Raw genomic sequence first — 22,540 nt, 5'->3', positions numbered from 1 at the left:
TCAATTGATTCGGCCTTGCCGCCTCACTTCGATCCCGTGCCCGCCCGGGTGCGCTGGAGCGAAGCGAGAGCCGCAGGCTGGTCGCCGTCCCGGCATCGTCTCAAGGCAACCGTCGACCTTTCAAGCAAAGGGCCGCCATGCGCATATTGATGGTCACCGACGCCTGGCGCCCACAGGTCAATGGCGTCGTCCACACGCTGGAACGGCTGACCGAGACGCTGAAATCCTTCGATGTCGCGGTGGATTTCCTGACACCCAACATCTTTCGCACGCTGCCCTTGCCGACCTACCCCGACATCCGGCTGGCGCTGACCACGCCCGGCCATGTTGCGCGCCTGATCGAAGCCGGCAAGGCGGACCACATCCACCTCGTCACCGAGGGACCGCTGGGCATCATGGCGCGGCGCTATTGCCGCAATGCCGGCCGGCCGTTCACCACCAGCTATCACACCCGCTTTCCCGAATATCTGAGCGCCCGCCTGCCGGTGCCGGAAAGCTGGGCCTATCGCTGGCTGCGCGATTTCCACAATTCCGGCCAGGGCACGCTGGTCGCCACGCAGTCGCTCGCCGACGATCTTGCCTCGCGTGGCTTCAACAAGCTGCGCCCCTGGACGCGTGGCGTCGACACCGACCATTTCCGGCCGGACAAGAAGAAGGATCTCGGCTTTCCCGGCCCGATCTTCCTTTGCGTCGGCCGCGTTGCCATCGAAAAGAACCTCTCGGCCTTTCTCGACCTCGATCTGCCCGGCAGCAAGGTGATCGTCGGCGAGGGCCCGGAACTTGCCAAGCTGAAGGCGAAATACCCGCAGGCGCATTTCCTCGGCCATCGTCCCAATGACGAACTGGCCGAGATCTACGCCTCGGCCGACGTCTTCGTCTTTCCCAGCCGCACCGACACGTTCGGCAATGTCATCATCGAGGCGCTGGCCAGCGGCACGCCGGTCGCCGCCTATCCGGTGACCGGTCCGATCGACATTGTCGGCGACGGTTTTGGCGGCGCGGTGTCGACCGATCTGCGCGAGGCGGCGCTCGCCGCCCTCAACGTCGACCGCGCCGAGGCGCGCGAACGCGCCATGCGCTACAGCTGGAAAGCCTGCGCCGAACTGTTTCTCGACACGGTCGAGGAAGCGCTGGGCATGCCGCGGAAACTGGCTGCCTGAGAAGTATCGTGGCCTCAGGATGTGTCGAGATTCAGATCAGGCCAAGCTGAGAATGGGGGGCTCCGAGACCCGTTTGGGTGCGTGAGCACCGGAAGCGCTGGAGACCGCCGTTCGCAAGCCGCCTCACCTGAATATCAGCACGTCCTAAAAAAGCCGCCCGCCATCCGGCACCCTGCGCTCGATGGCGCCGAGCACGACCGCGCCCTCCTCGTCGGGAAAACCGAGCGTCAGCACTTCCGACATGAACGGCCCGATCTGGCGTGGCGGGAAATTGACGACCGCGAACACCTGCCGGCCGATCAGCGCCTCCGGCGCATAGTATTTGGTGATCTGCGCCGACGATTTCTTGATGCCGATGTCGGTGCCGAAATCGATCTTCAGCTTGAACGCCGGCTTGCGCGCCTCGGGAAACGGTTCGGCCTCGACGATCGTGCCGGCGCGGATGTCGACACGATCGAAGTCGGCGAAACTGATCTCGGGCTTGCGCGCGCTGCTCGAACTCATCTCTGTCTTGTCTGCCTTGCCGTAGCTCAGGCGTTGCCGTAGGTCTCGAACAGCACGCCGGCCAGCGCGTCCTTGGCCGAGGTTCCCGACCAGACGACGAACTGGAACGCCTGGAAATAGCATTCGCAGGCTTCCAGCGCCGACGACAGCAGCACTTCGACCTGCTGGCTCGACGGCTCGACACCGCCGGCCAGGAGCAGCGACTGGCGGAACATGATCGCGCCTTCCTGCTCCCAGAGGTCGAAATGGCCGAACAGCATCTGTTCGTTGATGAGCGACAGCAGCCGCATCACTTCCAGTGCGCGGGCCTCCGGCACCTTGATGTCGAAGGCGCAGGCCAGGTGCAGCGCCTCGAAATCCTCCATCCACGAGAAGGAGACGTGATAGTCGGTCCAGCTGCCGGCAACCGAGATCGAAATCTCGTCATCACCGGCCCGCTCAAAGGACCAGTCGTTGTTGTGGGCCACCTGCTCGATAACATCCACCGGATGGATTTCGCGGGAGAATTCGAGTTCGAGAAGTTCCATGGAATGCTTCCTGTCGTTCTGAGGAGCGCCGCCACACGCTCCGCGGGAGGGCACACACAACGAACAATCTTGTCTAGAACTCGGACGGCCAGGACTTCTCGACGCAAAGACCCCCAGACCGGACCCCACCGCCCGGCCACATGACCCTGTTCCGAATCATGCAACAAATTCAGTCTATTGATCGGGAGTCGCGTGAACAGCCCAATTTTTCGCACTGCGTCATTCGCATGTGGAAAGCCGCTGTCACAAAGATTCATGCAACGCCGTTAAGCGATTCACGGCAAAGCGCTTTTCAGGATCGGGCTATGTGGAAAAGTTTAATGATTATTTTTTTGCGCGGGGCTTTACCGCCGCCGCCGGTGCGGCCTGTCCGGTCAATTCGGCAAGCTTGGCCTCGAGCGCCTCGATACGCTCGGCAAGGCGGGTGTTTTCTTCCCGGGCCTTGGCGGCCATCTCGCGCGCCGCCTCGAACTCTTCGCGCTGAACCACATCCATTGTGTTGAGGATGCGTTCGGCCTGGCCCTTGAAGGCGGTCTCGACCTCGCGACGCACGCCTTGGGCAGCCCCGGCGGCATCGGTCATCAGCTTGGCGAATTCATCGAGAATGCGGTTCGGTCCGGTCGACATGGCAAATCCTCGCTTACGTTATTTGAGTTAGTAGCGCTGCACTTGGAATGCAAGCATGTTGCGCCCTGCTGCGGCATCAAGTCGGGCGCGTCCGCCTTGCCTTGACCCTGCCAAAACCCTGCCGCATGGTCCGCGCCCAAATACGATCGCAACCGAGAGTTCCCTGTTGAACGACAATTTCCTGCTGCCGCTGGCCTCCCTGCCCTTCCCCAACATCAACCCGATCCTCATCCAGATCGGGCCGCTGGCGGTACATTGGTACGGCGTCGGCTACATCGTCGGCATCCTGTTCGCCTGGTGGTACGCCAAGCGGCTCGCCGCCAATGCGAGGCTGTGGCCGAACGGCGTCCTGCCGATGAAGCCGGAAGACCTCGACGACTTCATCGTCTGGGCGGCCATCGGCGTCGTGCTGGGCGGCCGCACGGGCTACGTGCTGTTCTACGACCTGCCGCGCTACATCGCCCACCCGCTCGACATCTTCGCGGTCTGGCAGGGCGGCATGTCGTTCCATGGCGGCCTGCTCGGCGTCATCCTCGCCATGACGCTGTTTTCCATCAAGCGCGGCATCCGCACATGGTCGCTGTTCGACATGGTGGCGGCCGGTGTGCCGGTTGGCCTTGGCCTGGTGCGCGTCGCCAATTTCATCAATTCCGAGCTCTGGGGGCGCCCCAGTGACGTGCCCTGGGCGATCGAATTCCCCAATGGCGGGCCGTTTGCCCGCCATCCTAGCCAGCTCTACGAGGCCTTGCTGGAGGGCGTGGTGCTGTTCCTCGTCCTGCGCATCCTCACCCATTCGCGCCTCAAGCTGAAGACGCCGCGCTTCGTCGGCGGCGCCTTCATCTGCGGCTACGGCCTGTCGCGCATCTTCGTCGAATTCTTCCGCGAGCCCGACCAGCAGCTCGGCTATCTCCTTGGCACCAACTGGCTGACCATGGGCATGATCCTGTCGTCGCCGATGGTGCTGGTCGGCATCTGGGCGATGGTGACCGCCAAGCCGGTGCCACAACCGCAGCCGGCATGACACGGCTGAAGACCCGCATCGTCGGCCTTATCGAGGCGTCGGGGCCGCTTCCCGTCAACGAATACATGGCGATGTGCCTGTTCGACCCCGTGGACGGCTACTACACGACGCGCGAACCCTTTGGCGCGGCCGGCGACTTCATCACCGCGCCGGAGATCAGCCAGATGTTCGGCGAACTCGTCGCCATCTGGCTCTACCAGGCCTGGCTGGCCAGCGGCCGGCCGCTGCCGGTCACCATCGCCGAGATCGGTCCTGGCCGCGGCACGCTGATGAAGGACATGCTGCGCACGCTATCGCGACTTGATCCTGATCTGGCCAAAGGAGCCGGCTTTGCGATGATCGAAACCAGCCCACGCCTGACAGAGGTCCAGAAACAGACGCTGGGCACGACGCCGTTCGCGATCGATTGGCACGAAACCATCGACACGCTGCCGCAACAGCCGCTGTTCATCGTCGGCAACGAATTGTTCGATGCCGTGCCCATCCGCCAGTTCGTCCGCGCCGGTGTCGGCTGGCGCGAGCGCATGGTTGGCCTGGATGAGACCAATGAGCTGCGCTTCTTCGCCGGCGCCGGCTCGGTCGACCCGACGCTGCTGCCTGACGGCGCCACCGACGCGCCGCAAGGCGCGATCGTCGAGGTCGCGCCGGCACGGGCGGCCCTGATGGCGACCATTGCCGAACGCATATCCACGCATGGCGGAGCCGGCCTGTTCGTGGACTATGGCCACCTCCGGCCAGGTGTCGGCGACACGCTGCAGGCTCTGCGCAGGCACGATCACGAAGATGTGCTGGCCAATCCCGGCGAGGCCGACCTGACGACCCACGTCGATTTCGCCGCTCTTGCCGCAACCGTGCGCGCGCATGGTCTCGACGCCCATCTGTCGACGCAAGGCGGCTTCCTGCTCGGCATGGGTATTCTCGAGCGTGCCGGCCGGCTCGGCGCCGATGCCGACCGGACGGCGCGCGACAAGATCGCCGACGACGTCGAACGCCTCGCCGGCGCGCAAGCCATGGGCGAGCTGTTCAAGGTGCTTGCCGTGCTGCCGCGCGACATGGCCGTCCGGCCCTTTGCCACGGCGGATTGACTTTTCACTGCCGCCTCTCCCAATCTCCCGTCCGGCAAACAGCGTTCGGACCGCCAGCCGAACTCTGCCCCGCCTTCTTGTCGAAAAGCACTTCTCCTTGACGAAACCGCCCACACGGACAACAACGCCCGCATGCTGAATCAGACCAAACCGGATCCCGTTCGGTCGGCCCTGCTGGACAAGGCGCAGGCGCAAGGCATCCGCCACGGCTATTTCACCCGCCTCGGCGGTGTTTCCAGCGGCATCTACCAGGGCCTCAACATCGGCACCGGATCGAATGACGACCAGGCACGGGTCGCCGAGAACCGCAGCCGTGTCGCCGCCTGGATGGGCGTGCCGGCGAGCCATCTGCTGACCTCCTGGCAGGTCCATTCGCCCGATGTCATCATCGTGCGCGAGCCCTTTGCCGGCGAGCGGCCCAAGGCCGACGCCATCGTCACCGACCGGCCGGGCATTGCCATCGGTGCCTCGACCGCCGATTGCGGCCCGGTGCTGTTCGCCGATGCGCGGGCGCGCATCATCGGCGCCGCGCATGCCGGCTGGAAAGGCGCCTTCACCGGCGTGCTGGAAAACACCATCCTCGCCATGGAAAGCCTCGGTGCCAGCCGCGAAAACATCGTTGCCGTGCTCGGCCCCTCGATCGGCCCTGAAAACTATGAGGTCGGGCCGGAATTCGTCGCCCGTTTCGTCGAGGCCGACGCTGAAAACATCCGCTATTTCGTGCCATCCGCCAACGCCGGCCATGCGATGTTCGACCTCAATCGCTACACGGTCGACCGGCTGGCTAAGGCCGGCGTGACGGCCGAGGGCCTCGGCCGCTGCACTTATGCCGAGGAAGATCTGTTTTACTCCTACCGGCGCACCACGCACCGCAAGGAGCCCGATTACGGCCGGCAGGTTTCGGCAATCGTTTTGGAGAAGCAATAATGGCGCTGCATTTTGAACGTTCGGAATTTGATGCGCGGCGCGACCGGCTGATGATCGAGATGGCCGAGAAGAAGCTCGACGCTATCCTGCTGTTCGCCCAGGAAAGCATGTACTGGCTGACCGGCTACGACACATTCGGCTTCTGCTTCTTCCAGTGCCTGGTGGTGAAGGCCGATGGTTCGATGGTGCTATTGACCCGCTCGGCCGACCTGCGCCAGTCTCGCCAGACCTCGATCATCGACAACATCGTCTTGTGGACCGATCGCAACGGCGCCAATCCGGCGGTCGACCTGCGCAATCTGCTCAACGAGCTCGACCTGCTCGGCGCCCGCATCGGCGTCGAATACGACACCCACGGGCTGACCGCCTACAATGGCCGTCGCCTGGACGAACAGCTGCAGACCTTTGGCCAGATCGCCGACGCGTCCGGCATCGTCGGCCGGTTGCGCCTGTTCAAGAGCCCGGCTGAAATCGCCAAGGCCGAGAAGGCCGCCAACCTTTCCGATGACGCGCTCGACGCGGCCTTGCCGCTGATCAAGCAGGGCGGCGACGAAGCGCTGATCCTGGCGGCCATGCAGGGTGCGATCTTTGCCGGCGGCGGCGACTATCCGGCCAACGAGTTCATCATCGGATCCGGCGTCGATGCGCTGCTGTGCCGCTACAAGTCCGGCCGCCGCAAGCTCACCAAGAACGATCAGCTGACGCTCGAATGGGCCGGCGTCTTCAACCACTACCATGCGCCGATGATGCGCACCGTGCTCACCGGCAAGGTCTCGAAGCGCCATCAGGAGCTGTTCGACGCCGCCCGCGCAGCACTTCTGGCCGTCGAGAAGGCGATGACGCCTGGCAACAGCTTCGGCGACGTGTTCGACGCCCATGCCCGCACCATGGAGGCGCACGGCCTGACCAAGCACCGGCTGAACGCCTGCGGCTATTCGGTCGGCGCCCGCTTCACGCCGTCCTGGATGGACATGCCGATGTTCTACCAGGGCAATCCCGAGCCGATCGCGCCGAACATGACGCTGTTCGCCCACATGATCATCATGGATTCCGACACAGAGACGGCAATGACGCTTGGCCGCACCTACCTGACGACCGAATCCCAGCCGAAGCCGCTGTCCCGCCATGATCTCGACTTGATCGTACAGTGAATCCACAATGGGAGGCGTGCTTCGCCAAGGAGTTAGAAGGCAAATGAGACGATCGCATGTGACGACCGTGTCATTGCTTGTGGCATTGGCTCTTGCCGCCTGCACCAACGCAAAGGACGTTCTCGAACCGTCAGCCATCACCCCGCCGGCGACCTCGACGCCGTCGACGCCCGGCACCCAGGGCAGCGCCGCCCCCGCCCCGTCGCCCGCCGACCCCGCCATTGCGGGCAATCCCGCAACCACCACCACGCCGGTCACACCAGCCCAAAGTGCTGCCATCCTGTCGAAGACCCGCCTGCAGATCGCGCCGATCGTCGGTGCTTCGGTGGAGGCCGCCACGCCGCTGACCGCGGAATTGCAGACGCGCGCCAGGCAACGTGGCATCACGCTTGCCGGCAGCACCGACCAGACCGCGACCCATGTGCTCAAGGGTTATTTCTCGGCGATATCGGAAGGCAAGGACACCACCGTCATCTATGTCTGGGACGTCTACGACCCGGCCGGCAACCGGCTGCACCGCATCAACGGCCAGCAGAAGGCAGCTTCGACAAATTCCGGCGACAGCGGGGGCGGCGATAGCTGGAAAGGGGTCTCACCGGCGACTATGCAGGCAATCGCCGACCAGACCATCGACCAGTTCGCGGCCTGGCTCGGCGGCAAGGCGGGCTGAGGTGTTGCCGGCTGGCGATGGCGCGAGGCTTTCTTGAGATTAGCCGGCGGATTCCCGATCTCGGCGCTTGCAATACCGGCGCGGGCCGCTAAAAGCCCGGTTAAAAGGTGCAGGAGAGTCTGTCTGATCTCTCCATCCTCCACCAGGAACGGTGTATGAAACTCTTCGCGGGCAATTCCAACAGGGTGCTGGCCGAAGCGGTCGCCCGCTATCTCAACATCCCGCTGGGCAAGGCCAGTGTCAGGCGCTTCGCCGACCAGGAAATCTTCGTCGAAATCCAGGAAAATGTGCGCGGCGAGGATGTCTTCATCCTGCAGTCGACGTCGTTCCCGACCAACGATCACCTGATGGAACTGCTCATCATGATCGATGCCTTCATGCGCTCGTCGGCCAAGCGCATCACGGCGGTGATTCCCTATTTCGGCTACGCCAGGCAGGACCGCCGCGCCTCCGGCCGCACGCCGATCTCGGCCAAGCTGGTCGCCAACATGATTACCCGCGCCGGCGTCGACCGTGTTCTGACGCTCGACCTGCATGCCGGCCAGATCCAGGGCTTTTTCGACATCCCGACCGACAATCTGTTTTCGGTGCCGGTCATGGCCCGCGACGTGAAGGCGAAGTACAAGCAGCTCGGCAATGTCGTGGTGGTGTCACCCGACATCGGCGGCGTGGTGCGCGCCCGTGCGCTGGCCAAGCGCTTCGACGCGCAGCTGGCCATCGTCGACAAGCGCCGCGAGCGTCCGGGCGAATCGGAAGTGATGAACATCATCGGCGCCGTCGCCGGCAAGGATTGCCTGCTGATCGACGACATCGTCGATTCCGGCGGCACGCTGTGCAATGCCGCCGATGCGCTGCTGGCCAACGGCGCCACCAGTGTCACCGCCTATATCACCCACGGTGTCCTGTCGGGCGGCGCCGTCGCCCGCATTAGCGGCTCGAAGCTGCAGGAACTTGTGATCACCGATTCCATCCAGCCGACGCAAGGCGTGCTCGACGCTCCGAACATCCGCGTCATCTCGATCGCCGACCTCATAGGCGAAGCCATCTCGCGCACGGCGACCGAGGAATCGGTGTCGAGCCTGTTCGACTAGGCCTGTCTCGAAACAGCTTCAAACCTCGAAATAACTCGGGCCGTCGAGGTCGGCGATCAACCCCGGCTGCGTCGGCTGCCATCCCAGCGCCTGCCTGGTCTGCTCGCTGGAAGCAGGCCAATCCATGCCGAAGAAGTGGCCGAGGAAGCCGAAATGGTCGGCTGCTTCCTCGTGGGTTTTGGAGACAACCGGCAGGTTCAGCCGGCGGCCGATGATCTCGGCGATCTCCCGTGTCGGCACACCCTGGTCGGCAACGCCGTGGTACCTGGCTCCTCCGGTCCCCTTCTCGAGCGCCAGCCTGAAGAGCCTAGCGGCGTCCAGCCGGTGCACCGCAGGCCAGCGGTTCGTCCCATCGCCAAAATAGGCCGAAACACCTTTTTGACGCGCGATGGCGATCAGCATCGGAACGAAGCCATGATCGCCGTCGCCGTGGACCGAGGGCGAAAGACGCACGGCCGAGGCGCACACTCCGCGTGCCGCCAGCGCTTCGGCGGTGACTTCCGAGGCGCGGGGATAGGAAGCGGATGGAGGAACAGGCGCGTCGTTCTCACTCGCCACGTGACCGGCCGGCGTCAGCAGCGCCAGCCCGGAGGTGACAAGCAAGGGCCGCTCGGAGCCTTCGAGTTCCGCCCCGAGCGTCTCGATGGCGCGCCGGTCCGCCTCGCAATTCGCCGCGAATTTCGAGAAGTCATGGTTGAAGGCGGTGTGGATGACGCCATCCGAAAGGGCCGCTCCACTGCGCAGGCTCTCCAGGTCCTCGATATCGCCGCGATGCGCCTCGGCGCCCGCAGCGATAACCGACCTCGCACCTGCATCCGAACGGACGAGGCCAAGCACCTGATGGCCCGCTCCAACGAGCTCCCGCACAACCGCCGACCCGATAAAACCGGTGGCACCGGTGACAAATACACGCATCGCGATTTCTCCTTTGTTTGCTCAAGGGCCGTATGGACAGCCCGTTGCCGAAGGAGATACGGGATTGAGGAAATACGATCTATGCTGTAAAGTCGGTATTATCTTCGCAATCGTCCGGAATGCTCATGGATCCGCTCTCAGACGTGCTGTCGCTGCTGAAGCCGCGCAATTACCTGTCCGCCGGGCTGGAGGCCGGTGGCGACTGGTCGATCCAGTTCCCCGACCAGCAGGCAGCCATCAAATGCGGTGCCGTGGTATCCGGCCAATGCTGGCTGTCCGTGGACGGCGTCGCAGATGCGGTGCGGCTGCAGACGGGTGACTGTTTCCTGCTGCCGCGCGGGCGTCCTTTCCGCCTTGCCAGCGACATGGAGCTGCCATCGGTCGATGCCCGAACTATCTTTTCCCCCGCCCGCACCGGTGGCATCACCTCGCATAATGGCGGCGGCGATTTCCTTCTCGTCAGCAGCCGCTTTGCCCTATCCGGGGACCATGCCGGCATCCTGTTGCGAATGTTGCCGCCGATCGTCCACATCCGCAGCGACTCCGATCATTCGGCGCTGCGCTGGCCGGTGGAGCGGATGATGCAGGAATTGCGCGAGCGGCGGCCGGGTGGCTTTCTCATCGTCGAGCATCTGGCCCACATGATCCTGATCGAGGCCTTGCGCCTGCATATGGCCGAGGGCCTGAGGGGCGGCGTCGGCTGGCTGTTTGCGCTGGCCGACAAACAGATCGGCGCGGTGATCGGCGCCATGCATGAAGACCCGGCGCATGGCTGGACACTGCAGGCGCTGGCCGAGCGCGCCGGCATGTCGCGGTCGACCTTTGCGCTGAAATTCAGGGCGATGGTCGGCGCTTCCCCCATGGACTACCTGACGCGCTGGCGCATGCTCTTGGCCGGCGACAGGCTGGCGAGTTCCGGCGATCCTGTTTCCGTCATTGCACTGTCGCTCGGCTACGAATCGGAAAGCGCCTTCAGCACCGCCTTCAAGCGGGTGATGGGCTGTTCGCCGCGCCAACACAGCCGTGGCCGGCCACCGGCTTCCGCCCCGCATGGCGAGGAGATCATCCGCACCAGCCTGCCCGAGCCGGTCGCGGGCTGAAGGGCCGCGCATAACGCCGAGATCAAGGACTTTCCAATCGAAGCGCAGCGCTTGGCCGGCGTATGCCTTCGCCGCTGTCACGCGCACCGCGCATGTAGCCGCGCGGCGACGCGCCCAGCATGCGCTTGAACATGGTGATGAAGGCCGGCACGCTGTCATAGCCGAGATCGAGTGCCACCCTGGTGATTGGTTCCCCGTCGGCCAGCCGTGGCAGTGCTGCGAACAGGCAGGCCTGCTGGCGCCACGTCGACAGCGACAGGCCGGTCTGACGCTGGAAGGCGCGGGTGAAGGAACGGCGGCTCATGCCGGCGGCGTCCGCCCATTCGTCGATCGTCGCATGCGGCGAAGGGGCCGCCACGAAACGCCGGCAGAGTGCCGCCAGCCTGGGATCGGACGGGAACGGCAGGCCGAGCGGCCGTTCCGGCAGGGTCGGGATTTCATGCAGCAGGAGATTCATGATCAGCCCGCCACGGCCCTCCAGCACGCCCCCTTGCGGCAGCTTCTCGGACTCCACGATCAGGCTGTGCATCAGGTCGGTGACGCCGACCACGCGCAAGCCTTCCGGCAGCCCCGGAATAGCCTGCGGCATGACATAGACAGAACGCATCGAGACATCGCCCAGCATCTCGACCGAATGCTCGGTGCCGGCCGGAATCCACATCGCATGATCGGGCGGCACCATCCAGCGCCCATGCCGCGTCTTTACCAGCACGACGCCGACCAGCGCGTGCAGCAGCTGGTTGCGGCTGTGGCGGTGTTGCGGCACATGGTAGCCGTCGGGATATTCGGTCGGCAGCGCCACCGCCGGCCCGACTGCTTGCTCCAGCCACAGCCAGCGGCGCTCGTGCAATTGCTCGAGGTTGGCATTGCCCGCGTGAAAGATTTCCCTGCCATGCGGCATTGGGTATGGCCCACTTGCGAAACTATTGGACCAAACCACGAAAGAAGTCGCGCCGCAAGCAGCTTATAAGGCAACCGTCCTAACGCGGTCTGCAGGAGCGTCCGCCAGACCTGCCTGCGGGCGTGCCCGCCAAAAAGACCACGGAGCCTACCTTGACCGATACGACAGCCGCCAGCGTCGCGCCACCAGCGACCGTCAGTCACGCTTCGGCCCAGGCGACGGCCTTCACCGTCATCCTGGCGGTGAGCTTCTGCCATTGCATCAACGACATCATGCAGTCGCTGCTATCGGCCATCTATCCCTTGCTGAAAGAGAATTACGGCCTCGACTTCTGGCAGATCGGCCTCCTGACCTTCACCTTCCAGGTGACCGCATCGCTGCTGCAGCCAGTGATTGGCATGGTCACCGACAAGCGGCCGATGCCCTATTCGCTGCCCTATGGCATGGCGTCGTCGCTGATCGGCCTGGTCGTGCTCGCCTATGCCGGGCACTATTCGCTGCTACTGATCGGCGCCTCGCTGATCGGCATCGGCTCGGCGATCTTCCATCCGGAATCCTCGCGCATCGCCCGCTTTGCGTCCGGCGGCCGCTTTGGCCTTGCGCAGTCGCTGTTCCAGGTCGGCGGCAATTTCGGCCAGTCGATGGGACCGCTGCTGGCTGCCTTCATCGTCGTGCCGTTCGGCCAGACCAGCATCTCGTGGTTCGCCGTCGGCTCGCTGATCGGCATCATCGTGCTGTGGCAGGTCGGCGGCTGGTACAGCCGCCTGCGTGCCGCACAGGGCAACCGCAAGACGGCAACCTTCGTCTCGCCCTTCCCGCGCCGCAAGGTGATGAATGCATTGATCGTGCTGACCCTGCTGGTGTTGAGCAAGAACGCCTACATCGCCAGCCTCGCCAGCTACTACACCTTCTATTCCATCCATAAATTCGGCGTTTCCGTGCAGATGTCGCAGGTCATGCTGTTCCTGTTCCTCGGCTCCTCGGCACTCGGCATCCTGCTTGGCGGCCCGTTCGGCGACCGCTACGGGCAGAAGGCGATGATCTGGTTCTCGATCGTCGGCGTGCTGCCCTTCACGCTGGCCCTGCCCTACGCCAACCTCGAATGGACGATGGTGCTGACGGTGCTGATCGGCCTGATCCTGTCGTCGGCCTTCTCCAACATCGTCGTCTTTGCGCAGGAGCTGGTGCCGGGACGTGTCGGCATGATTGCCGGCATCTTCTTCGGCTTCGCCTTCGGCATGGGCGGCATCGCGGCCGCCGTGCTTGGCGTCGTCGCCGACATGAAGGGCATCGAGTTCGTCTTCCAGATCTGCTCGTATCTGCCACTGCTCGGCCTGCTGACGGTGTTCCTGCCGAACATGCGGGAAGCCAGGAAGGCGGAGGCGGCGATCAGCTAATATCAGCCAGTCTTCAGGATTTTGACGTGAGGGCGTGGCAGCTGCCACGCCCTCAATGATTCTTTCGTCATTCGCCGGGTATAGGCCTGTCATTGTTCGAAACACGTGCAACAAATGACGCCGACGGCAAGGCTGGGTCAGCGGACGCTTTCAAGTTGAAAATAAAGTACCGGGCTCGGCGCGACGGATCAGTGCGCAGCGCTCCGCGTCAGGAAAGGCAATCTGTTATGTCCAGGCTTAAAGACAAGGTCGCGCTGATTACGGGTGGCACCAGCGGCATCGGCCTGGTGACGGCGCGACGTTTCATTGAGGAAGGCGCGCGCGTCGCCATTACCGGCACCAATGCGGGCCGTCTCGAGGAGGCGCGCAACATCTTGGGCAGCGATGTGCTTGTCATCGCCTCCGACGCCGGAGATGCCGCCGCCCAAAGCGACATTGCCGGGCGGATCGGCGAAACCTTCGGCAAGCTCGACGCTCTCTTCCTCAACGCCGGCATCGCCGATCTGCGCCCGCTTGGCGACTGGACCGAGGCAGCGTTCGACAGGAGCATCGATGTCGACCTCAAGGGACCGTACTTCCTGGTCAAGGCGCTCGTTCCGCTGTTTTCGAACCCGTCATCGATCATCCTCAGCGGCTCGGTCAACGCGCATATGGGAATGGCAGGAACGCATGTCTATTCGCTGGCCAAGGCTGGCATGATTTCGCTGGCGCGGACGCTGTCGGGCGAACTGATAGGGCGCGGCATTCGCGCCAATGTAATCAGCCCGGGCCCGATCGACACACCGCTCAATGACAAACTTGGGCTGGATCCGGCAGCGGCGAAGGCCCGTGCGAAAGCGGTGGTCGGCCTGGTACCCGCGGGCCGTTTCGGAACCGCCGAGGAAATTGCCAATGCGGTGGTGTTTCTGGCTTCGGACGAATGCCCGTTCATGGTCGGTGCGGAAATGCTGATCGACGGCGGCTTGAGCATCGCCTGAGATCGGCAGGGCCTTAGCACCCGCCTGATGGCGGGTGCTTTTGTCTGTGACGTCGAAATATCCTACGCCTTGAAGAAGGCCAGCAGGTCGGCGTTGATGATGTCGGCATGGGTCGTGGCCATGCCATGCGGGAAGCCCTTGTAGACCTTGAGCTCACCCTTCTTCAGCAGCTTGATCGCCAACAGTGCGGAGTCGGCGATCGGGACGATCTGGTCGTCGTCGCCGTGCATCACCAGCACCGGCACGTCGATAGTCTTCAGGTCCTCGGTAAAGTCGGTCTCCGAGAAGGCCTTGATGCAATCATAGTGCGCCTTGGTGCCGCCCATCATGCCCTGGCGCCACCAATTGTCGATGACACCTTGCGAGACTTCGGCGCCCGGGCGGTTGAAGCCGTAGAACGGGCCAGCGGGTACATCCACGTAGAGCTGAGCGCGGTTGGCCGCGACGCCCGAGCGGAACCCGTCGAACACCTCGATCGGCAGGCCGCCGGGATTGGCCGCCGTCTTCAGCATGATCGGTGGCACCGCGCCGATCAGCACCGCCTTGGCGACACGACCACCCGAACCATATTGGGCGACGTACCGCGCCACCTCGCCGCCGCCGGTCGAGTGGCCGACATGGATGGCGTCCTTGAGGTCCAGATGCGCCGCCAGTGCCGCGACATCGGCGGCATAGGTGTCCATTTCGTTGCCGATATCCGTCTGGGTCGAGCGGCCATGGCCGCGGCGATCATGGGCAATGACGCGATAGCCCTTGGACAGGAAGAACAGCATCTGGGCGTCCCAGTCGTCGCTGCTCAATGGCCAGCCGTGATGGAAGACGATGGGCTGACCGGTTCCCCAGTCCTTGTAGTAGATCTGCGTTCCGTCCTTGGTGGTGATCGTGCCGCTGCCGGCGCTGGGCTTGGATTGCAAGGCCTGGTTCATCTCAATCTTCCTTCGATTGTTGTCGCGATAAACAATATCGCGATGTCCACATGCCTAGCGTAGCCCAAACCGCTTGTCCATGGAAATATGTATCGCGATATCATTTTTCGTGGTACAGACTTGGTGCCTGTATTGGCAAGAAGGAATCCGCCGTGCCTCTCCCGTTGGACAATCAGCTCTGTTTCACGCTTTACGCCACCAGCATGGCGATCAATCGCACCTACAAGCCGATGCTGGACGAGATGGGCATCACCTATCCGCAATATCTCGTGCTCAATGCGCTGGCAGAGGCCGACGGCATGTCGGTCGGCACCATCGCGCACCGGCTCGCCTTGGAATCGAGCACCGTCACACCGCTGGTGAAGCGGATGGAACAGGCTGGGCTGGTGAGGCGCCGGCGCAGCCAGGTCGACGAGCGCCAGGTGCAGGTCGATCTGACCGCAACCGGGCGCGCGCTGCTTGTCCGGTGCAACTGCCTGAATGAGACCTTGATCGAGCGCTCGGGCATGACGCTGGCACAGCTTGACGCCTTGAACCGGCAGATTCAGGCGCTGCGCGACGCGTTGACCGGCGGCCAATAGCCAGCCGCCAAACAGCGGTCTCGTCCAAAAACCGCAGTGCCGGCGCCGGCACGGCTATCATGCGGACTTAAGCACGGTAAATGGACGTTTGCGGAGCGTCCGCTTTGCCTGGAAACTAGCGGCGGGAGCGGGACGGCCGACATGGAAGCCCTGGACCTTGTCTATGCCGAATTCGCGCATAAGGGCCATCTGCTCGTCCGTTTCCACCCCTTCGACCAGGATTTTGTGGCCGCGATTTCGGACCAGGGTGATAATGTCCTGGAGCATTGCCTTGCCGTTCGGGGCGCTGCAGTCGTGCAGAAACGAGCGGTCGATCTTCACCGTGTCGAAATCGATGAGACGAAGCCACGAAAGGCCCGCGAAGCCCGTCCCGAAGTCATCGAGCCATATCTTGATGCCGAGCAGCTTCAGGTCGCTGATGCAGCGAAGAATGTCCGAGTGCATCTCCATTTCCAGTCCTTCGGTGATTTCGAAGGCCAGCCTGCTGCCGGCTACGCCGGTCTCGCCCAAAATGGTCGCGACAGACGTTGCGAAGCCAGGTGTCTTGAGCTGAATTGGAGAGACGTTGACACTGACGACGCGGACGTGGTCGTCCGCCAAAAGCTCGGAGCACACCGTCCTTATTGCCCAGCGCCCGAGTTCCAGGATCGCGCCGGTTCGTTCCGCAACGGGAATGAACAGGCTCGGCGGAACCGACGTGCCGTCCAGCATTCTGAGGCGCATCAGAGCCTCTACGGCTTCGACTCGGCCCGATTTGACATCCTGGATAGGTTGATAAACCAGCGAAACGAGATTCTGGCCAATCGCGATCTTCAGCAAGGCCGCGATGTTCTCACTTTCGTCGCTGCTCTGGGGATCGGTCGGATCGAACAGCCGAGCGCAATTTCGACCACCGGCTTTTGCCAGATAGAGCGCGCGGTCTGCCTCGTGGATGATCTTCTCCAGCTTGGCGCCAGTCTGCGTCCTGGTGAATGCCGCGCCAACGCTCACTGTCACAATCGAGACCCCGTCTCGCCGCAGCTCGTGAGTAAGCGCCAGGCTCTCCACCGTGCTGCAAATGGCTTCCGCGAGATCCATGATCTGCTCTTTTCTCTCCACGCGAGCCAGGACAATGAATTCTTCCCCGCCATAGCGACCGATCGAGCCACTATACTGCTTGATCATTTCGCTAAGGGCATTGGCGACATGGATCAGGCAGCGGTCGCCTTCCTGATGGCCGTAGCAGTCATTGAACTTTTTGAAGAAGTCCACGTCGATGAGGATCGCCCCAAAACTGGTGCCAACACGTTGCCAGTCGCTCCAGTAATCCCGCAGCTTTTCGTCGATCGCCCGCCGATTTTCGAGACCCGTAAGCGGATCGGTCCGCGACAGTCTCAGCAGAGCCTTGCCTCGTTCGGTCGCCTCGTTGTGCTGAATTTTGGCTTCCAGGGCGTTCAGGAAGACGTTGTAGCGCTCCTCATTCAGTTTCCAGTTCACATATGAGGTGAATGTGAAGCAGGAAATGTAGAACGTTCCAAACACCAACTTGTATGTTAGCGTGGAAGGCACAAAATAGTTTACGACATACAATATGCATAAGATTATAGTTGAAGTTATAATAGAAACTTTGAATCTGAACGTAAAGAAGAGATTGGCACTCATCATGAAGATGGTGCCGAAGACCATATAATAAGAGACGCTTTCCTTGTCCGCACCCATAACCGCTGGGGACAACCAGCCGACATAGCCAAAGATAATGGCCCCGGCGCAAGTGATGTCGAGCCATTCCGTCCCGACGCCATGGCGAAGCTGCATTTCCAGGATCAAAAGCGCGGTCAGTCCGACCGCGAAGCGCGCCGTGATCGTGTAGGCGGCCACATCTGGGATCAGCAGCAGGTCAGTTGCCGAAAACAGCACATAGATGGCAACGGCCATCCAAAGCCCGGGCCTGGCTTCCCCTCTTCGCGTCACCTGGGCTTCCGTCCGGTAAAGGCTGCGAAGCTCGTCGGACGCCAGTTCGTAACGCGGTTCGTACGGTTCCGCATCAGCCGCATCGGCAAATACGGATGCCACGCGTTCGTCCATCACAACGAACCCCGTTTGAAGGGGATCTTGTATGCCGAACTCATCTCTAGCTTCTGCCCTCACGCAGGTCGGCTCCTTGGACGCGACAGCGATTGCGACGCCGGGCCAACAAATGCAATCGAGCAAGACAAGTTTCCGTTAACTCGAACGAGGAATCGGCCCCAGAAGCTCCCTAACGAATGAACATGGTTTGCGGGAAATTAATCATACCGATAAAATGCGCCCGACCCGCCATTGGCAAATGGAGCATTCTACGCAATAAGTTAACTGACTGTTAACTATGGAGTGATGGGTTGCAAACCGTGTTTGATGGCAAAAGCCTGATTACTGCCAAGATGATCGCCAGCACTCTCCGTCGGGGAACGATCGAGCATCATGGCGAAGAGTTCGAAAACGCTCGTGCGGAGCTGGCGCTCATTCTCAGCGCGACACACCAGCAAATCGAACAACGAAAAGACCCCGCCGAGATCATTCGTCGCCTGATGTCTCACCTCAACGCGACGCGTTCCAAGGTGCATCCCGACGTTTGGCAAGCATTGATACCGGTGGTGCAGGGCCACCCGGTCCTGGAGTACTTTCTTGAGGATCCGCTGACACGGTGGTCTTTCAGCAAGCCCAGGGGGTATTCTGGCGACGCGGAGTTGCTCGATTACATCTATTGTGATCCGCACGTGGCTGAGAGCGTGGCAAACGCCTCGGAGACCGGCAAGGCGCTCTATACCCACACCCAGGACGTGCCGTCGTGCGTTGCGGCCCGGGAACGACGCGATCTTTTGACCCGATATGTCGATGAGGCTGCGGCCAAGAACGGACCGCAAACCGAGGTCCTGGCGATCGCGGCCGGCCATTTGCGTGAGGCCAATCGCTCAGTCGCCCTGGCGGAGGGCCGTCTCAAGCGCTGGGTTGCACTCGATCAGGATCCCCAGAGCGTTGGATTGATCTCGCGCGACTTCCAGGGCACCGCGATCGAAGCCATCGACGGCTCGGTGCGGACCGTGCTCACGAGGGGTCACAAGCTGGGCCAGTTCGACTTGATCTACGCCTCCGGCCTTTATGACTACCTTGCGCACAACGTTGCCGTGAAACTCACCAAGACCTGCCTGCAGATGTTGAAGCCGAACGGGACATTCCTGTTCGCGAACTACGCGGAGGGCAATCCTGACGCCGGGTACCGCGAGACGTTCATGGACTGGGTGTTGCTGCTGCGGACGGAGGTCGACATGTGGAACATCGTCAATGCCAGCGTCGACCGCAACACCGTCGAGGCCAAGGTGTTCTTTGGCGAGAACCGCAACGTGCTGTACGCCGTGATAGAAAAGCGCGGCTAGCCTTTGGCTTGCACCTCCGGCCGCCTTCCGCTATAGAGCCGCCACCCGCGTAGACACCCTTGGAGGCAACGCGGCGGAAAGCCGCCTGACCCGGCGGCTTTCGACGTTTACGGCCAAGCACGTTGCCGGCCGGGAACGCTCCAGACAAACCGAAAGGAAATGCCATGAGCCACGACACTTACGAGCTCAAGGCCGAAGCACGCGAACAGGTCGGTAAGGGGTCCGCCCGTGCAGTTCGTCGCAACGGTAAAGTGCCTGCAGTAATTTATGGTGACAAGCAGCCTCCCCTGGCCATCGCGCTCACCTACAAGGACATCTACTACAAGATCCATGGCGGCGGGTTTCTGACCACGATCGCCACGATCGATGTCGACGGCAAGAAGATCCAGGTCCTGCCGAAGGACTTCCAGCTCGACCCGGTCAAGGATTTCCCTGTCCATGTCGACTTCCTGCGCATCGGCAAGGACACCCAGGTCAATGTCGACGTGCCTGTCCACTTCATCAACGAGGACAAGTCGCCCGGCATCAAGCGCGGCGGCGTGCTCAACATCGTGCGTCACGAAGTCGAGTTCCACTGCCCGGCCAATGCGATCCCGGAATTCATCACCGTCGATCTCACTGGCGCTGACATCGGCGATTCGATCCACATCTCGGCGGTCAAGCTGCCGGCCGGTGTGAAGCCTGTCATCTCCGACCGCGACTTCACCATCGCGACCGTTGCCGGCTCGTCGGCGATGAAGCCGGAGACGGAAGTCACGGCTGAAGTGGCGGCCCCTGAAGCGGCTCCTGCCGCCGAAGAGAAGTAACTCTTTCACGCCCGGAGCAGGCGATGCTGCTGTTTGCAGGTCTCGGCAATCCGGGCGCGAAATACGCCAACAATCGGCACAATGTCGGTTTCATGGCGGCGGACGCAATCGCCCGCCGCCATTCCTTTTCGCCCTGGTCGAAGAAATTCCAGGGCCTGATTGCTGAAGGCATGCTTGGCGGCGAAAAGATCGTCCTGGTCAAGCCGCAGACCTTCATGAACCTGTCCGGCCAGTCGGTCGGCGAAGCGCTGCGCTTCTACAAGCTCGAGCTTTCCGCGCTCACGGTCTTCTACGACGAGATCGACCTTGCCGAGGGCAAGCTGCGCATCAAGACCGGCGGCGGCGCCGGCGGCCATAACGGCATCCGCTCGATCGACGGCCATGTCGGCAACGCCTACCGCCGCGTGCGCATCGGCGTCGGACATCCCGGCGTCAAGGAAATGGTCCAGCACCATGTGCTCGGCGATTTCGACAAGGCCGACCGCGAATGGCTCGAACCGCTGCTCGACGCGATCGCCGACAACGCCGCCATGATCGTCAAGGGCGACGAATCCGGCTTCATGAACAAGGCCAGCCTCGCCGTCCAGGGCAAGGCCGCGCCGGAGCCGGAAAAGCCGGCGCCAAAGCAGCCGGCGCCAAAGCAGCAAAGTCACGTCCGGCAAGCTCGCCCGCAACAGCCGGCGGTCAAGCTGCCGGAAAGCGGCCCGATGGCCGCGATGCTGAAGAAACTCTTCGGCAAGGAGTGAGCCGTGGATATCGGCGATGTTCAGGATCTGGTTCGTCGCGTCAGGCAGAAATATCTCGATCACTTTGTCTCTGCGGCTGGTGACCTTGCTGCCAACCGCCAAGGATCCCATGCGACCGAGGTGAAGTTTTCGAACGTCGATTCCTTTTATCGAAATTTCATTGCGGTCGACTTCGTTGCCAATGACGGACAACCCGATCCGCACTTCATCAACAGCGATAGCTATCTGAGATTCTCTCCGGGTATACGAGCCGAGATAGCCGGAATGGGCGTCCTGATCTCACCGTTCACATAGGATGAGGTCTGTTTCAAGTTCGATACCAAAGAGCTCGATGGCGATCTCTTCGACGCATGGTTTGACGCCTGGTTCGATATCGATGGAGAGCGTGAAACGACGGAAATCGGCGGAAATATCATTCACAGTGCCCAATTGATTGATGGGCAGATGACGATTGATTTTGGAACCGCTGAAGTCGATGCTTTTTGGCATCTCCTACAGACACTGAGCAGGTCCGGCGTTCGCTCGTTGGGCATAGCCACCGACGACATCGCGCAACGCCTGAATTGAATTGCGCCTTGACGATGTCGGGGCCTATCCCCCATAGCCCTGATCAAATTTCGATTTCCCAATAGGACCGGACAAAATGGGTTTCAAATGCGGCATCGTTGGCTTGCCCAATGTCGGCAAGTCGACGCTTTTCAACGCGCTGACCAGGACGGCGGCGGCACAGGCCGCCAACTATCCGTTCTGCACCATCGAACCGAACACCGGCGAGGTGGCGGTGCCCGATCCGCGCCTGCAGAAGGTCGCGGCGATCGCCAAGTCGAAGGAGATCATTCCGACCCGCATCTCCTTCGTCGACATTGCCGGCCTTGTGCGCGGCGCCTCGAAGGGCGAAGGCTTGGGCAACCAGTTCCTCGCCAACATCCGCGAGGTCGACGCCATCGTGCACGTGCTGCGCTGCTTTGAGGATGACGACATCACCCATGTCGAGGGCCGCATCGATCCCGTCGCCGACGCCGAGACGGTCGAGACCGAGCTGATGCTCGCCGACCTCGACAGCCTCGAACGCCGCATCGTGCAGATCCGCAAGCGCGCCGGCAGCAAGGACAAGGAAGCGACGACCGTGCTGCCGCTGATGGAAGCGGCGCTCGAGCTGCTGCAGGCCGGCAAGCCGACCCGCATCCTGCTCAAGGGCATTTCGGCGGAAGACCTGCGCATCCTGCAGGGGCTGAACCTTCTGACCTCGCATCCCGTGCTCTATGTCTGCAATGTCGCCGAGGCCGACGCCGCCACCGGCAACGAGCACACAAAGGCCGTGGAAAAGATGGCCTCCGCGCAAGGCGCCAGCACCGTGGTGATCGCGGCCGCGATCGAAGCCGAAGTCGCCCAGCTCTCGGACGAGGAGGAGATGGAATTCCTTTCTTCGCTCGGCCTCGACGAGCCCGGCCTGAACAAGGTCATCCGCGCCGGCTACGAGCTGTTGCAGCTGATCACCTATTTCACCGCCGGCCCTAAGGAAACGCGCGCCTGGACCGTGCACAAGGGCGCCAAGGCGCCGCAGGCGGCCGGCGTCATCCACACCGATTTCGAGCGCGGCTTCATCCGCGCCCAGACCATCGCCTACAACGACTTCATCACGTTGGGCGGCGAAGTGGCGGCCAAGGAAGCCGGCAAGGCGCGCGACGAAGGCAAGGAATATGTCGTCCAGGACGGCGACATCCTGCTGTTCAAGTTCAACACCTGATTTTGTGAAGATCACGCCTGGCGGCAAGCCCTTCCGGTACCGGCATCTCTAAGTGTCTGAATCGGAATGACCGCCGTGTTTTCAGGCCCTTGCGAGCCGTCGGGTAAGCATGCGGATGTTTGCGATGAGAACCCAGGCCTGTGCGGATTCGATGGATCGCTCGAAGTCCTTGGCCAGCCTACGGCACCTACCCAGCCATGCGAAGGGCCGCTCAACGACCCATCGGCGTGGCAGGACTTCGAAGCCTTTGGCGCTGTCCGATCGCTTGATGATCTCCATCGTGAACTTG

25 protein-coding genes are annotated in these 22,540 nt (G+C 62.4%); 16 read left to right on the top strand and 9 right to left on the bottom strand.

Features of this window, described 5'->3' with window-relative positions; all coding sequences use genetic code 11:
* Positions 1-137 precede the first annotated feature (137 nt).
* On the top strand, positions 138-1,160 hold the full coding sequence (locus AC07FD_RS19005) for a glycosyltransferase family 4 protein (RefSeq protein ID WP_477228199.1): 1,023 nt from the start codon (positions 138-140) through the stop codon (positions 1,158-1,160).
* 144 nt (positions 1,161-1,304) lie between these two features.
* On the opposite strand, the gene AC07FD_RS19000 is transcribed toward AC07FD_RS19005, so the two are convergent.
* The 3 genes from AC07FD_RS19000 to AC07FD_RS18990 all read right to left on the bottom strand — a co-directional run bounded on the left by AC07FD_RS19000 (position 1,305) and on the right by AC07FD_RS18990 (position 2,818).
* The gene (locus tag AC07FD_RS19000; RefSeq protein ID WP_478351100.1) at positions 1,305-1,664 is read right to left on the bottom strand and encodes a tRNA-binding protein; all 360 of its coding nucleotides are present in this window, start codon (positions 1,662-1,664) and stop codon (positions 1,305-1,307) included.
* Positions 1,665-1,690: 26 nt separating this feature from the next.
* Positions 1,691-2,191: a type III secretion system chaperone family protein gene (locus tag AC07FD_RS18995; protein WP_006202532.1), complete on the bottom strand. Its 501-nt coding sequence runs from the start codon at positions 2,189-2,191 to the stop codon at positions 1,691-1,693.
* A 324-nt stretch (positions 2,192-2,515) separates the two neighbouring features.
* Complete coding sequence (locus AC07FD_RS18990) at positions 2,516-2,818, bottom strand: accessory factor UbiK family protein (protein ID WP_478351099.1); 303 nt, start codon at positions 2,816-2,818, stop codon at positions 2,516-2,518.
* Positions 2,819-2,984: 166 nt separating this feature from the next.
* Between AC07FD_RS18990 and lgt the strand changes: the two genes are divergently transcribed.
* The 6 genes from lgt (at position 2,985) to AC07FD_RS18960 (ending at position 8,763) form a co-directional block, all read left to right on the top strand.
* A complete protein-coding gene (gene lgt / locus AC07FD_RS18985; protein ID WP_478351098.1) occupies positions 2,985-3,839 on the top strand; it encodes a prolipoprotein diacylglyceryl transferase in 855 nt (284 codons plus the stop codon).
* Positions 3,836-4,924 carry a class I SAM-dependent methyltransferase gene (locus AC07FD_RS18980; RefSeq protein ID WP_478351097.1) on the top strand — a complete coding sequence of 363 codons (1,089 nt, stop codon included), beginning with the start codon at positions 3,836-3,838 and terminating at the stop codon, positions 4,922-4,924. The genes lgt and AC07FD_RS18980 overlap by 4 nt, the downstream gene beginning before the upstream one ends.
* Before the next feature lie 132 nt (positions 4,925-5,056).
* Positions 5,057-5,851, top strand: coding sequence for a peptidoglycan editing factor PgeF (pgeF, locus tag AC07FD_RS18975; RefSeq protein ID WP_478351096.1), 795 nt, complete (start codon positions 5,057-5,059; stop codon positions 5,849-5,851).
* Complete coding sequence (locus AC07FD_RS18970) at positions 5,851-7,002, top strand: M24 family metallopeptidase (RefSeq protein ID WP_478351095.1); 1,152 nt, start codon at positions 5,851-5,853, stop codon at positions 7,000-7,002. Before pgeF ends, AC07FD_RS18970 begins: the two co-directional genes overlap by 1 nt.
* Before the next feature lie 43 nt (positions 7,003-7,045).
* Positions 7,046-7,672: a hypothetical protein gene (locus AC07FD_RS18965; protein ID WP_478351094.1), complete on the top strand. Its 627-nt coding sequence runs from the start codon at positions 7,046-7,048 to the stop codon at positions 7,670-7,672.
* A gap of 155 nt (positions 7,673-7,827) precedes the next feature.
* A complete protein-coding gene (locus AC07FD_RS18960) occupies positions 7,828-8,763 on the top strand; it encodes a ribose-phosphate pyrophosphokinase (RefSeq protein WP_478351093.1) in 936 nt (311 codons plus the stop codon).
* An 18-nt stretch (positions 8,764-8,781) separates the two neighbouring features.
* Here the strand turns inward: AC07FD_RS18960 and AC07FD_RS18955 are convergent, their stop codons facing one another.
* On the bottom strand, positions 8,782-9,678 hold the full coding sequence (locus AC07FD_RS18955) for an SDR family oxidoreductase (RefSeq protein WP_478351092.1): 897 nt from the start codon (positions 9,676-9,678) through the stop codon (positions 8,782-8,784).
* A gap of 125 nt (positions 9,679-9,803) precedes the next feature.
* Here AC07FD_RS18955 and AC07FD_RS18950 point away from each other — a divergent pair, with 125 nt between their 5' ends.
* Entirely contained in the window at positions 9,804-10,778 is a 975-nt protein-coding gene (locus AC07FD_RS18950; protein ID WP_478351091.1) for an AraC family transcriptional regulator, read from the top strand.
* Positions 10,779-10,800: 22 nt separating this feature from the next.
* On the opposite strand, the gene AC07FD_RS18945 is transcribed toward AC07FD_RS18950, so the two are convergent.
* Positions 10,801-11,679, bottom strand: a complete 879-nt coding sequence (locus AC07FD_RS18945; RefSeq protein ID WP_478351090.1) for an AraC family transcriptional regulator — start codon at positions 11,677-11,679, stop codon at positions 10,801-10,803.
* Positions 11,680-11,831: 152 nt separating this feature from the next.
* On the opposite strand from AC07FD_RS18945, the gene AC07FD_RS18940 reads away from it, so the two are divergent.
* Entirely contained in the window at positions 11,832-13,076 is a 1,245-nt protein-coding gene (locus AC07FD_RS18940; protein WP_457151549.1) for an MFS transporter, read from the top strand.
* A 227-nt stretch (positions 13,077-13,303) separates the two neighbouring features.
* Positions 13,304-14,053, top strand: coding sequence for an SDR family oxidoreductase (locus AC07FD_RS18935; protein ID WP_478351089.1), 750 nt, complete (start codon positions 13,304-13,306; stop codon positions 14,051-14,053).
* A 62-nt stretch (positions 14,054-14,115) separates the two neighbouring features.
* Here the strand turns inward: AC07FD_RS18935 and AC07FD_RS18930 are convergent, their stop codons facing one another.
* The gene (locus AC07FD_RS18930; RefSeq protein WP_478351088.1) at positions 14,116-14,979 is read right to left on the bottom strand and encodes an alpha/beta fold hydrolase; all 864 of its coding nucleotides are present in this window, start codon (positions 14,977-14,979) and stop codon (positions 14,116-14,118) included.
* A gap of 152 nt (positions 14,980-15,131) precedes the next feature.
* On the opposite strand from AC07FD_RS18930, the gene AC07FD_RS18925 reads away from it, so the two are divergent.
* Positions 15,132-15,560, top strand: a complete 429-nt coding sequence (locus tag AC07FD_RS18925; protein ID WP_478351087.1) for a MarR family winged helix-turn-helix transcriptional regulator — start codon at positions 15,132-15,134, stop codon at positions 15,558-15,560.
* 57 nt (positions 15,561-15,617) lie between these two features.
* On the opposite strand, the gene AC07FD_RS18920 is transcribed toward AC07FD_RS18925, so the two are convergent.
* Positions 15,618-17,624: a putative bifunctional diguanylate cyclase/phosphodiesterase gene (locus AC07FD_RS18920; RefSeq protein WP_478351086.1), complete on the bottom strand. Its 2,007-nt coding sequence runs from the start codon at positions 17,622-17,624 to the stop codon at positions 15,618-15,620.
* 293 nt (positions 17,625-17,917) lie between these two features.
* On the opposite strand from AC07FD_RS18920, the gene AC07FD_RS18915 reads away from it, so the two are divergent.
* The 4 genes from AC07FD_RS18915 to AC07FD_RS18900 all read left to right on the top strand — a co-directional run bounded on the left by AC07FD_RS18915 (position 17,918) and on the right by AC07FD_RS18900 (position 20,798).
* A complete protein-coding gene (locus AC07FD_RS18915; RefSeq protein ID WP_478351085.1) occupies positions 17,918-18,952 on the top strand; it encodes a class I SAM-dependent methyltransferase in 1,035 nt (344 codons plus the stop codon).
* 164 nt (positions 18,953-19,116) lie between these two features.
* A complete protein-coding gene (locus tag AC07FD_RS18910; RefSeq protein WP_478351084.1) occupies positions 19,117-19,758 on the top strand; it encodes a 50S ribosomal protein L25/general stress protein Ctc in 642 nt (213 codons plus the stop codon).
* Positions 19,759-19,781: 23 nt separating this feature from the next.
* The gene (gene pth, locus AC07FD_RS18905) at positions 19,782-20,504 is read left to right on the top strand and encodes an aminoacyl-tRNA hydrolase (protein ID WP_478351083.1); all 723 of its coding nucleotides are present in this window, start codon (positions 19,782-19,784) and stop codon (positions 20,502-20,504) included.
* Positions 20,505-20,507: 3 nt separating this feature from the next.
* Entirely contained in the window at positions 20,508-20,798 is a 291-nt protein-coding gene (locus tag AC07FD_RS18900; protein WP_478351082.1) for a hypothetical protein, read from the top strand.
* Here AC07FD_RS18900 and AC07FD_RS18895 read toward each other — a convergent pair.
* Positions 20,784-20,993: a hypothetical protein gene (locus tag AC07FD_RS18895; protein ID WP_478351081.1), complete on the bottom strand. Its 210-nt coding sequence runs from the start codon at positions 20,991-20,993 to the stop codon at positions 20,784-20,786. The two genes, AC07FD_RS18900 and AC07FD_RS18895, sit on opposite strands and share 15 nt — an antisense overlap.
* Before the next feature lie 154 nt (positions 20,994-21,147).
* On the opposite strand from AC07FD_RS18895, the gene ychF reads away from it, so the two are divergent.
* A complete protein-coding gene (gene ychF / locus AC07FD_RS18890) occupies positions 21,148-22,251 on the top strand; it encodes a redox-regulated ATPase YchF (protein ID WP_478351080.1) in 1,104 nt (367 codons plus the stop codon).
* 81 nt (positions 22,252-22,332) lie between these two features.
* Here ychF and AC07FD_RS18885 read toward each other — a convergent pair.
* Positions 22,333-22,540 (bottom strand): transposase (locus tag AC07FD_RS18885; protein ID WP_478351079.1); only part of this gene is annotated, 208 nt, incomplete at its 5' end.

This window comes from Mesorhizobium waitakense (genome assembly GCF_056431085.1).
Note: the sequence above shows the minus strand (reverse complement) of the source record. Positions and strands in the feature narration are given on the sequence as shown.

Excerpts from the sequence above, each read along its gene's own strand:
- AC07FD_RS18980 (WP_478351097.1), top strand. The coding sequence starts at position 3,836 with ATGACACGGCTGAAGACCCGCATCGTCGGCCTTATCGAGGCGTCGGGG.
- AC07FD_RS18995 (WP_006202532.1), bottom strand. The coding sequence starts at position 2,191 with ATGGAACTTCTCGAACTCGAATTCTCCCGCGAAATCCATCCGGTGGAT.
- pgeF (WP_478351096.1), top strand. The coding sequence starts at position 5,057 with ATGCTGAATCAGACCAAACCGGATCCCGTTCGGTCGGCCCTGCTGGAC.
- AC07FD_RS18930 (WP_478351088.1), bottom strand. The coding sequence starts at position 14,979 with ATGAACCAGGCCTTGCAATCCAAGCCCAGCGCCGGCAGCGGCACGATC.
- AC07FD_RS18990 (WP_478351099.1), bottom strand. The coding sequence starts at position 2,818 with ATGTCGACCGGACCGAACCGCATTCTCGATGAATTCGCCAAGCTGATG.
- AC07FD_RS19000 (WP_478351100.1), bottom strand. The coding sequence starts at position 1,664 with ATGAGTTCGAGCAGCGCGCGCAAGCCCGAGATCAGTTTCGCCGACTTC.
- AC07FD_RS18910 (WP_478351084.1), top strand. The coding sequence starts at position 19,117 with ATGAGCCACGACACTTACGAGCTCAAGGCCGAAGCACGCGAACAGGTC.
- AC07FD_RS18970 (WP_478351095.1), top strand. The coding sequence starts at position 5,851 with ATGGCGCTGCATTTTGAACGTTCGGAATTTGATGCGCGGCGCGACCGG.
- AC07FD_RS18935 (WP_478351089.1), top strand. The coding sequence starts at position 13,304 with ATGTCCAGGCTTAAAGACAAGGTCGCGCTGATTACGGGTGGCACCAGC.
- pth (WP_478351083.1), top strand. The coding sequence starts at position 19,782 with ATGCTGCTGTTTGCAGGTCTCGGCAATCCGGGCGCGAAATACGCCAAC.
- AC07FD_RS18960 (WP_478351093.1), top strand. The coding sequence starts at position 7,828 with ATGAAACTCTTCGCGGGCAATTCCAACAGGGTGCTGGCCGAAGCGGTC.
- AC07FD_RS18920 (WP_478351086.1), bottom strand. The coding sequence starts at position 17,624 with ATGGACGAACGCGTGGCATCCGTATTTGCCGATGCGGCTGATGCGGAA.
- AC07FD_RS19005 (WP_477228199.1), top strand. The coding sequence starts at position 138 with ATGCGCATATTGATGGTCACCGACGCCTGGCGCCCACAGGTCAATGGC.
- AC07FD_RS18955 (WP_478351092.1), bottom strand. The coding sequence starts at position 9,678 with ATGCGTGTATTTGTCACCGGTGCCACCGGTTTTATCGGGTCGGCGGTT.
- AC07FD_RS18950 (WP_478351091.1), top strand. The coding sequence starts at position 9,804 with ATGGATCCGCTCTCAGACGTGCTGTCGCTGCTGAAGCCGCGCAATTAC.
- AC07FD_RS18945 (WP_478351090.1), bottom strand. The coding sequence starts at position 11,679 with ATGCCGCATGGCAGGGAAATCTTTCACGCGGGCAATGCCAACCTCGAG.
- AC07FD_RS18895 (WP_478351081.1), bottom strand. The coding sequence starts at position 20,993 with ATGCCAAAAAGCATCGACTTCAGCGGTTCCAAAATCAATCGTCATCTG.
- AC07FD_RS18965 (WP_478351094.1), top strand. The coding sequence starts at position 7,046 with ATGAGACGATCGCATGTGACGACCGTGTCATTGCTTGTGGCATTGGCT.
- ychF (WP_478351080.1), top strand. The coding sequence starts at position 21,148 with ATGGGTTTCAAATGCGGCATCGTTGGCTTGCCCAATGTCGGCAAGTCG.